This is a genomic window from bacterium (genome assembly GCA_035281585.1).
GTDB lineage: Bacteria > UBA10199 > UBA10199 > DSSB01 > DSSB01 > DATEDP01.
In genome coordinates, this window is sequence record DATEDP010000100.1 from 1 (window position 1) to 9,557 (window position 9,557).

Below are 9,557 nucleotides of genomic sequence, written 5' to 3' on the forward strand. Positions count from 1 at the left end.
CTTGAAGAGCCCGCCGACGTCGGTGTGAACGATCAGGGAGCTCTGCTCGGGTTGGAAGCGGTAGAGCGGCGCCTGGGCTCGGGCCTCGAAGGCGGCGAGCAAGAGGAAAATCGCGAAAAAACGGCGGAGCCCCGGCATTTCTCAGGGCTATTCCGGCTCAAGTTCGGCGTCAAGATTGGATGTAGTTTTTCAGGAAGAGATTCTCTTCCTTCATCTGGTCGGTGAGCCATTCGAGGATGTTCCGCATCGTCACGACCCCGACCAGCTTTTTGCCCTCGACCACCGGGATATGGCGGCATTTGGTGGTTTCCATCCGCTGGAAGACCGCTTCGACCGACTCGCTCAAGTCGACGGTGCGGACATTTTTGGACATGACTTGGGACAGAAGAGTGGCCTGGGGCGAAAGGCCGGCGCTGACCACCCGATTGAGCAGGTCGCGCTCGGTGAAGATCCCGACCAGGTTTTCGCCCTCGACGATCAGGATGCTGCCGATGAGGCGCTCGGTCATCTTCTTGCTGGCCTCGAGAACGGTGGCATTGGGCGGCAAGGTGACGACTTCGACGGCTTTGACCATGTTTTTGAGGCTCATATGCGCATTTTATAAAAATCTACTCATGGAGCCTACAAAATTCCTGGGGAGTGAAGGCGTCGACTTGGATGACCTCGTGGCGCAGCTCGGCGGCCTTTTGCAGGATCTCGAGCTCGGCCGGGCTCAGTATCCCGGCGTCGAGGGCCCGCTTCGGCATCTCCTCCCGCGGCCCCCGCTTCAGTTTCCGCTCATGGATGGCCCGGCGGATCTTGGCTTCGACCTTGTGGCCCTCGACCACCGCGTCCAGCGCCGCCTCGAGACGGCCCAAGCCGATCTCGTTTTGGTCCGGAAGGTAAATGTCCTTGGTCAAAGCCAAGCGGGCTTCGCGGTCTTCCAGCAAAGACTGGGCAAGCTCGGCGCCGAGCCGGTCGCTCGGCGGCTTGAGCCGGGCGCCCAGCGGAAAGAGCTTGAGCTTCAGCAGCCAGGCCGCCGGGCGGTTGGGAAGGTTCTCCAAGACGCCGCGCAGGGCCTTCTGAATCTGGAAGAGAGCATAGGTCATGGCCCATTCCATCGCCGGCCTTTCGGCCGGGGGCCGGCCTTCGTCGTGGAATTTTTTCAAGACCGCCGAGCCGATGTAGAGCCAGGCCAGGGCGTCGGCCAGGCGGCCGCTGATCTTCTCCCGGCGCTTGAGGGCGCCGCCCAGCGTCGCCATGGCGAAGTCGCTGATGGTGACGAAGGCCGCGCTGTAGCGCGACAGCTTGCCGAAGTGCCGCTTGAGCTCGCCGGCGCCCGGCGCCGAGGCCAGAGCCCCGCCGGTCCAGGCCAAGAGCGAGGCCCGGGTGAGGTTGCCGAAGACGAAGCCGACGTGACCGAAGAAGGACCGGTCGAACTCCTTGACGTTCTTTTGCTCGACCGCCTCCATCTCGCGGTGAACGAAGGGATGGCAGCGGATCGCGCCTTGGCCGTAGATGATCAGCGAACGAGTCAGGATGTTGGCGCCTTCGACGGTGATCCCGATCGGAACCGATTTGTAACCCTTGCCCAAAATATTCCGCGGCCCCTGAATGATGCCGGCGCCGGCCTGGACGTCCATCGCGTCGTTGACCACCCGGCGCATCGACTCGGTCAGGTAGGCCTTGGCAATGGCGGTCAAAACCGCCGGCTGCTGGCCTTCATCGACCGCGGCCAGGGTGAGGCGTCGGGTCGCGGTGGCCCAATAGGTGTTGCCGGCGATCCGGGCCATCGGCTCCTCGACTCCCTCGAAATAGCCGATCGGCGTGTCGAATTGCTCGCGGACCGTGGCATAGGCCCCGATCACCCGGACACAAACCTGATTGGCCCCGACCGAGAGCGAGGGCAGCGAGATGCCGCGGCCGGCGCCGAGGCATTCCATCAACATCCGCCAGCCCTTCCCCGCCATCTTGGGGCCGCCGATGATGAAGTCGAGCGGCACGAAGACGTCTTTGCCGAAGTTAGGCCCGTTTTGGAACGGCACCCCCAAGGGATCGTGGCGCTGGCCGATCTCGATCCCCGGCAGATGGGGCGGGATCAGGGCGCAGGTGATGCCCAAATCCTTCACCGGTCCGAGCAAGCCGTTGGGATCGTAGAGCCGGAAAGCCAAGCCCAGCAGGGTGCAGACCGGACCCAAGGTGATGTAGCGCTTGCTCCAGTTGAGGCGCATGCCGAGCACTTCCTGGCCCTCGTAAACGCCGCGCTCGACGACGCCGTGGCTCAAGGCGCCGGCGGCGTCGCTGCCGGCCTCGGGCTCGGTCAAGGCGAAGGACGGAATCTCGCGGCCGTCGGCCAGCCGCGGCAAGTAGTAGCTCTTCTGCTCCTCGGTGCCATAGCGGTGGAGCAGCTCGGCCGGTCCCAAGGAGTTCGGCACCATCACGGTGACCGCGCCGGTGATGCAACGGCTGGAGAGCTTGGTGATGACTTGGGCGTGGGCGTAGGCCGAGAAGCCGAGACCGCCATAGGACTCGGGGATGATCATGCCGAAGAATTTCTTTTCCTTGATAAAGGTCCAGACCTCGGGCGGCAGGTCGCGGAGCTGGGTGACCTGCCAATCGTCGAGCATCCGGCAAAGCTCCTCGGTCGGGCCCTCGAGGAATTCGCGCTCCCGGGCGCTGAGCTCTTTGGGCTTGAAGGCCAGCAGCTTCTTCCAGTTGGGCCGGCCGCTGAAGATTTCGCCGTCCCACCAAACCGTTCCGGCCTCGAGGGCGATGCGCTCGGTTGCGCCCATCTTGGGCAGGATCTTGGCGAAGACCGGGAAGAGCGGCCGCGAGATCAGGAGCCGGCGCAGGGGCCTGAAACCGAAGAGCAGCGCCAGCAAGCCGGTCAGGCCGGCCAAGGCATAGAAGAGCTTCGGCGATTCGATTCCCGACAGGTACCAGGCGGCGAAGGCGGTGGCCGCGGCCAGCACCCAAGCCCAATAGGCCCGGCCCCAATAGAGCAAGGCGACGAGGATCAAGATCGACAGGACCAGGAGCAAAGGCGTCATGCGCACCTCCAAGACGAGAATAGCAAATGGACGCGGAACCAAATCCCCCCCTTTGAAAAAAGGGGGGTCAAATCTTCGGCTCGGCGACCGCGCCCATGAAAAGGATCAAACCGGTTTGCTGGTCTTCGATGGCGATGAAGAAGGGCCGATCGACCACCATTTCGAAGGGCGGCTTGGGCGGCGGCGGCATGCCGGTGGCCCGCATCCCGATCGAGGTGACCGCCGCGGCTTCGGTGCCCTCCTCGTTCAGCTCGACGAAGGTCTTATGGCGGACATCGCTGATGTAGAGGCGCTGGCCGGCTCCCAAATCGGCGATCTTGCCGAATTCGGCTTGGCCGCCGAAGGCCGGCGCCATCCCCAAAGCCGCCAGCGGCTTGAGCAGCTCGACACCGTACTCGACCTTGAACTTGGGCAGGGCAATCCGGCCGGGCCGGCTCTCCATGGCCTGGCGCAAATCCCCCCAAGCCTTGGCGTCGAGGCCCTGCATCCAGGCGCCCAAGCTCGTATTCTTGGCCGGCAGCACCAGCGTCAGGCGCAGACGGCCCGCTCCGTAGGGCAGCTGCATCGCTTGATAGGCCGGCGTCTCGGCGTAACGATAGGAACCCGTCTGGTGCATCATCGGGGTCTTCTTGGTTCCGGCGGGGAATTGAAAGTCCCGGTCCAGGGTCTGGGCCTTATCGAAAGGCTTGCTCCACAGGCCTTTGAAATAGAGGGCGTTGACCAAGATCAAAATCGTGTCGGGCTTGATGTCTTCGTTGCGAAGGATTTCGGTGATCTTGCCGCGGGTCTTTTCGGAGACCCAGGAGTTCACCTGGGCCGCGCTCTTCAGCGTCGAAAGGGTCGCGGCGTAGAATTTCTTCGCCGCCTCCAAGAAAGCCGGCAGGAAGCCCACGCCCTCCTTGCCCCAGAGCGAATTGGCGACCGCCAGCTCGACCTTGGGATCGGCCGCTTCCAAAGAGTTTTTGAGAGCGGCATTGGCCTGGTTGATTTGCTCGAGGCTCAGGTTTCCGGTTTCGAGAGCTTGGCTGATGGCTTGGTAGGTCGCGCCGCCGGCGCCGTTCAAGACCATGTCGAAGGCCCAGACGATGCTGGCCGGCGAGAGAAAGAGATTCTGTTGGCCGGCCTGGCCGCCGCCGAGTTGCTTGAGCAGCTTGAAGCCGAAACGATTATGGGCTGCCGCCAGTTGGCTCATCGCAGCCGGGTCGGCCGGCGACGGAGCTTGGCCGAGGGCCGAGTCGGGGTTGGAAGCAAGGCAAAGGGCCGCTAGGCTGGCCAAACACCACCTCGAAAAGCGCATTTCATCCTCCACTAATTCGCCAAGAGTAAAGCCCCGGCCTGCAAAGTCCAAGGAAATCGCTGACAAAAAAAAGGGCGTTGCCGCCGATTTCGGCAGCCCAAGGCCGTCCAGCGAACGGCGCGAAAAATCTAAGAAGAGGAAATGATTGCCTTCTAGGCGCGACCGGCTCTGGCACTGAACTTGCTTTCTCGGGATTGTCAGCAAACACCAACCAGGGCGCGGGGATTGGAGGCACGATGTCTTGGTCCACCTGGCTGGGTTGGGCGAGCTTTCCACTCGTCTCGTTACCGTTCCCACTAACTTCCACTCAAAAGGCTCTCCCGCCGGCGGAGAAAAAATCCACCGAAGCTGCTTTTCAAAAAGCCAAGCAGCGCTGCCAAGCGACGGCCCCAAAAGCCGCCACCTATTTCCATTGTCTGGAAGACGCGAAGCGCCGGCTGCGGAATCCGGCACCGCCGCCCAAGCCAGTCTCGGCCTTGGACCGCGAATTGGCCGCCTGCCAATCGCTGGGCAAGGGCCCGGCGATCGCCCAATGCCGCCGCGAGGCGCGGAAGCGGGTCGAAGCCCTCCGAGCCTCCCCGAAGCGAAGCTCGCAAACGCCGCTCCAGCGCCAGCTCCAAGGCTGCCAAAGCCTGGGCAAACCGGTCGCGGTCGATCGGTGTCGAAGCCAAGCTTTGAAAGCCTCGAAGCGGCCTTAAAGCCCTTCACAGCTTGAGCTCCATTTAGCTCAATTTGTGCTAAGCGGCCTGGCCTGTCTAAAAATTATTGTCTGAATTCAATAATTTAGCATTGGCACTCCCCTTGCTTTATCTAGCGACGAGCCCTCAGGCTCGGCAAAGACACAAGGAGTCCCTCATGGAAGTAACTTATGGTCGACGCGGTGATTTCCCGATCTCTTCAGAAACCTCTTCGACGGAAAGCTCTCGCCAACTCTTGAATCCCGGCGGCCCCCGGCCCAAAAACCTGCCGCTCATCCAGAGCCGCGAAGGCTTCTACCACCATCAGGCCCTGAGCCAAACGCTGGCCGGAAAAGGTCCCGTCAAATTGCAAAGCGGATCGGCGGCTCACCTGGCCGTGAAGTCGGCGGCGGCGCTCAAGAAGTAGCGGAATCAGGTTTCGGTGTCGGGCGACAGGCGCGGGCCAGCAGCACCCGCGAACGAATGCCTAGCTTGGTCATGGCCGAGGCAAGCCGCCGCGAAACCGTTCGGATCGAAACTCCAAGATCGTAGCCGATGGCCTTGTTGGCCTCCCCGAGGGCGGCCTCGCGGAGCACTTCCAGCTCGTCTTGGGTCAGCTCGGCCGCAGGATCGCCGTCGAGGCTTTCCGCCGCCGGCGAGAGCAGAACGTAGCGGTATCCCCCAACGTCGAAATAATCGAGCGGAGCCCGTTGATCCGCCGCCAGTGAGTCCCAGAGCAAAGCCGCCTCCTCGGCCGGAAGGGCTTCGGCTTGGGCGATGACCTGATCGAGATGGGCCCGCAGAACGGCGCGCTCGGCCCGCAGGCGCCCGAACTTTTCCAAGGAATTCGGCGCCGGGTCGGCCTCGGATTCGGCCGACCGCGAAAAATAATGCAGGCGCTCGCTCATCACCCGACACACTTGGTTGGCGCAATCCTGGGTCTGGCGCTTGAAACAAGCGCCTTCTTGCTTCCTTCCCAAATTCAACATTCCGACGATCCGGTTCCCGTGCAGGATCGGCGCGCAGAGATAGTGATAAAACTTATATTTCCGATGCAGTCGGTAAAGCGGCGAGCGTTTCCAGCGGCTCGCCGGATAGACCGCCGTATCGCTCACCGCTTTTTTGGTGCGGAGAAGCCTTTGGTACCCCGGCTCGCCTTCCTGTTTGAGCTCTTCATACTCGAGGATGAAGCCATCGGAGATATGCCGAACCAAAATCTCCGAGGGCTGCTGGCTCGCGGGGTCGAAGAGATACAAGCCGAACATGTCGGCGCCCAAGCCGTCGCCGGCTCGGTCCATGAAACTGGTCTTCAATTGGCCGGCGTTGCCGGCCTTTCGAAGCGAATGAATCAAATGTCTGAATTCATTCATGATCAACGGCCGCCAGGGAAAGGCGCCGAGACCACCGCGAAGCGAGCTCGGCGCGGGAACGGACTCCCATTTTTCGATAGATGCTGGCGATTTGGTTGGCGACGGTCCGAGGGGAGCTCCCCCGCAGGTCGCCGATCTCCCGATTCGATAGACCTTGCAGCAAGGCTAGCGCCACCCGCCGCTCCGCCGGGGTGAGGCGGACCGGGCCTTCCTCGGGAACGCCGGAGTAGCGAAGCAAGACGTAGGATTTTTTCCCCAAGCGAACGACGTAGGCATTTAGATCTTGGGGCGGAATTCTTGGAGCCATACCCGTTCCTTCCCTGGCAATATAGCAAATTTCCTCAAGGCGTCGTGTAGTTAAAAAACGATTTTTGCATGATCGGCGATTTCTGCTCCCAAAGGATGGTGTGGCCTTGCTCCACGAAGTAGCTGTCGCCGGGACGATAGGTGTTCTTGTTCCCGTACTCGTCGGTCACGGTGAAGGAACCCAGGATCACGGTGCCATGCTCGGTGAAAGGCAAGACGATCCGGACTTTGAAGCCACCCTGGGTGGTCGTCTGGAAAATTCCGGCCATCATTCCATTTTCGAGATAGTCGATCCGGCCCTTGAGCTCGACGTCCCCCTCCAGCACCGTTCCCCCTAGGCCCGCGGGGTCGCCGAGCGGGATCAATTCCGATTGCGGGATGTATTGAAGCACGTTGTAGATGAGGTGGGGGCCGGTTTCCTGGGCCGCGGCTTGGTTCATCCCGCCTAAGCCTGACAGCAGCAGGGCGGCGAGACCGACGACGGTCATTCGTTTTTTCATAAGTCCTCCTGATTTTTCGCTAACGGATCATTCCGTCACCGAAAAATTTTAAGGAGGGCCGTCGAAGAGAATCCATAGTCAATGTGGGTCACCGCGGCTCAAGCGCCGGCGCCGAAATAAATCGCTTGGGGGTGGTGAAAGACCAGCGCCGAAACCGAGGCCTCGGGCTCCATCATGAAGCCCTCGGTCAGGCGGACGCCGATCTCCTCGGGCTTGAGCAAGTCGAAGAGGAGCTTTTGGTCTTCGAGATTGGGGCAGGCCGGATAGCCGAAAGAGTAGCGCTTGCCCCGGTATTTGGCTTGAAAGCGTTGCATCATCGTCAGGTCGAGCGGATCGGCGAAGCCCCACATCGCCCGGATCCGGCCGTGGAGGAATTCGGCGTAGGCCTCGGCGGTTTCCAAGGCCAGGGCCTGGAAGGCGTGGCTCTTGAGATATTTCCCCTCGTCTTTCCACTTCTCGGCCAACTCCCGGACGCCCTCGCCGACCCCGACCACGAAGAGGGCCAAGCTGTCGCGCCACTCCTTGGCCTCGGCGGCCAAAGACTCGACGTAGTCGGCCAGGCAAAGCCCGTCGGCCTTGGGCTGGCGGGGGAAGCTCCAGCCGCCGACCTCGCGGCCTTGGCCGTCCTGGAGCTTGATCCGGTTGCCGGCGGCGGCCGCCCGGAAGAATTGAAAGACCGCCCGGGGCTGCAAGATGCCGCGAGCCTCGGCCTTCAGCTCCTGGACGGTTTCGTGAATCTCCAGCGCCTTGCGCCCGGCCTCGCTCTCGCGCAAACCGGCCAGATCGCCGGCTTCCAGCGACTTCACCAGGCCGCCTTTCAAGCCCAAGTGGCGGCCGTAGAGCATCAGCGGATTGATGTAATCCCAAAGCTGGTCGACCGGGGTGTTGCGCAAAACATGGCGCTCGAAATCGGGGACCTTGGGAAATTCGGTCAGCGGCGTCACCGTCGACGAGCGCTCCTCGCTCATCGTCGCGACCTTGACCTGGACATAGGTCTCGCCGGCGGCGCTCTTCCGCCGCTCTTCGATCTGGGCCTTGAGCAGGGCGAATTGATGGGAATCGCGGATCCGCTTGGCCAGCTCCAGCCCGTTCATCGCATCGTTGGCGTAGGCGACGAAGCCCTCGTAGGCCCGGGCGATCTTGTTGTCGGTGAATTTTTCGGAAAGGGCCGCGCCGCCGACCAGCACCGGCACCTGGATGCCGGCCTTGCTCAAGTCGCCGGCGGTCAGCACCATCTGCTCGGCCGATTTGACCAGCAGGCCGGAGAGGCCGACGATGTCGGGCTTGTGCTCGTGGATCGCGGCGATGAGCTGCTCCGGCGGGACCTTGATCCCCAAGTTGACGACGGTGAAGCCGTTGTTGCTCAAAATAATATCCACTAGGTTCTTGCCGATGTCATGGACGTCGCCCTTGACCGTGGCCAGGATCACCTTGCCGCGGCCGGCATTCTCGGCTTTCTCCATGAAGGGCTCGAGGTGGGCGACCGCGGCCTTCATCGCCTCGGCGCTTTGCAAGACTTCGGCGACGATCAACTCGTTTTTATTGAAGAGCCGGCCGACCTCGTCCATCCCCTTCATCAAGGGGCCGTTGATGATCGCCAGCGGCTTCCGGCTTTTCAGCGCCTCGTCGAGATCCTCGCGCAGGCCTTCCTTGGTGCCTTCCAAAATGTAATTGGCCAGCCGCTCGTCCAGCGGCAAATCCGACTTCTTCTCGACCAAGCGCGAGCTGGCCTGGCGGAAATGATTGGCGAAGGCCGCGATCGGGTCGGCGCCCCGATTCCAGAGCAGGTCGTCGGCCAGCTTCTTCTCTTCCTCCGGGATCGAGGCGTAGCGCTCCAATTTCTCGGTGTTGACGATCGCCAGATCGAGGCCCGACTTGACGCAGTGATAGAGATAGACCGAGTTCAAGACCTCACGGCCGGCGTTGGGCAGGCCGAAGGAGACGTTGCTCACGCCGAGCACCGTCTTGCAGCGCGGGAATTCGGCTTTCACCAGCTTGATGCCCTCGATGGTCTCGACCGCCGAGCCCTTGTAGTTCTCGTCGCCGGTCCCGACCGGAAAGACCAAGAGGTCGAAGTAGATGTCCTCGGGCGCGACTCCGTACTTGTTCACCAAGAGATCGTGGGAGCGGCGGGCGATCTCGAGCTTGCGCTGCCGGCTCACGCCCATTCCCTGGACCTTGTCCTCGTCGATGGTGCCGACGACCAGGGCGGCCCCGAACCTCTTGGCCAGGGGCACCACTTGCTCGAAGCGCTCCTCGCCGTCCTCGAGGTTGACCGAATTGATGATCGCCTTGCCCTGGCTGTAAGTCAGGGCCATCTCGATGACCTTGGCGTCGGTCGAATCGATCATCAGCGGCGCCCGGACCTTGCGGATCAC

At 62.2% G+C, this 9,557-nt stretch carries 9 protein-coding genes; 2 read left to right on the plus strand and 7 right to left on the minus strand.

What is annotated here, in order from left to right:
• Positions 1–169: 169 nt before the first annotated feature.
• From VJR29_08110 to VJR29_08120, 3 genes are all read right to left on the minus strand, one after another.
• Entirely contained in the window at positions 170–589 is a 420-nt protein-coding gene (locus VJR29_08110) for a CBS domain-containing protein (protein ID HKY63366.1), read from the minus strand.
• 19 nt (positions 590–608) lie between these two features.
• Entirely contained in the window at positions 609–3,029 is a 2,421-nt protein-coding gene (locus VJR29_08115) for an acyl-CoA dehydrogenase (GenBank protein HKY63367.1), read from the minus strand.
• 67 nt (positions 3,030–3,096) lie between these two features.
• Entirely contained in the window at positions 3,097–4,326 is a 1,230-nt protein-coding gene (locus VJR29_08120; protein ID HKY63368.1) for a serpin family protein, read from the minus strand.
• A gap of 236 nt (positions 4,327–4,562) precedes the next feature.
• Between VJR29_08120 and VJR29_08125 the strand changes: the two genes are divergently transcribed.
• Positions 4,563–5,024 (plus strand): hypothetical protein, encoded by a 462-nt coding sequence (locus tag VJR29_08125; protein HKY63369.1) that lies wholly within the window; start codon positions 4,563–4,565, stop codon positions 5,022–5,024.
• Positions 5,025–5,181: 157 nt separating this feature from the next.
• Complete coding sequence (locus VJR29_08130) at positions 5,182–5,430, plus strand: hypothetical protein (protein HKY63370.1); 249 nt, start codon at positions 5,182–5,184, stop codon at positions 5,428–5,430.
• Here the strand turns inward: VJR29_08130 and VJR29_08135 are convergent.
• From VJR29_08135 to VJR29_08150, 4 genes are all read right to left on the minus strand, one after another.
• Positions 5,420–6,373 carry a LuxR C-terminal-related transcriptional regulator gene (locus VJR29_08135; GenBank protein HKY63371.1) on the minus strand — a complete coding sequence of 318 codons (954 nt, stop codon included), beginning with the start codon at positions 6,371–6,373 and terminating at the stop codon, positions 5,420–5,422. The two genes, VJR29_08130 and VJR29_08135, sit on opposite strands and share 11 nt — an antisense overlap.
• A complete protein-coding gene (locus VJR29_08140; GenBank protein HKY63372.1) occupies positions 6,366–6,680 on the minus strand; it encodes a helix-turn-helix transcriptional regulator in 315 nt (104 codons plus the stop codon). Before VJR29_08140 ends, VJR29_08135 begins: the two co-directional genes overlap by 8 nt.
• 34 nt (positions 6,681–6,714) lie before the next feature.
• Positions 6,715–7,179, minus strand: coding sequence for a cupin domain-containing protein (locus VJR29_08145; GenBank protein HKY63373.1), 465 nt, complete (start codon positions 7,177–7,179; stop codon positions 6,715–6,717).
• Positions 7,180–7,277: 98 nt separating this feature from the next.
• Positions 7,278–9,557: vitamin B12 dependent-methionine synthase activation domain-containing protein (locus tag VJR29_08150; protein HKY63374.1), on the minus strand; the 2,280-nt coding region annotated here is incomplete at its 5' end.

Excerpts from the sequence above, each read along its gene's own strand:
- VJR29_08110 (HKY63366.1), bottom strand. The coding sequence starts at position 589 with ATGAGCCTCAAAAACATGGTCAAAGCCGTCGAAGTCGTCACCTTGCCG.
- VJR29_08115 (HKY63367.1), bottom strand. The coding sequence starts at position 3,029 with ATGACGCCTTTGCTCCTGGTCCTGTCGATCTTGATCCTCGTCGCCTTG.
- VJR29_08120 (HKY63368.1), bottom strand. The coding sequence starts at position 4,326 with ATGCGCTTTTCGAGGTGGTGTTTGGCCAGCCTAGCGGCCCTTTGCCTT.
- VJR29_08125 (HKY63369.1), top strand. The coding sequence starts at position 4,563 with ATGTCTTGGTCCACCTGGCTGGGTTGGGCGAGCTTTCCACTCGTCTCG.
- VJR29_08130 (HKY63370.1), top strand. The coding sequence starts at position 5,182 with ATGGAAGTAACTTATGGTCGACGCGGTGATTTCCCGATCTCTTCAGAA.
- VJR29_08135 (HKY63371.1), bottom strand. The coding sequence starts at position 6,373 with ATGAATGAATTCAGACATTTGATTCATTCGCTTCGAAAGGCCGGCAAC.
- VJR29_08140 (HKY63372.1), bottom strand. The coding sequence starts at position 6,680 with ATGGCTCCAAGAATTCCGCCCCAAGATCTAAATGCCTACGTCGTTCGC.
- VJR29_08145 (HKY63373.1), bottom strand. The coding sequence starts at position 7,179 with ATGAAAAAACGAATGACCGTCGTCGGTCTCGCCGCCCTGCTGCTGTCA.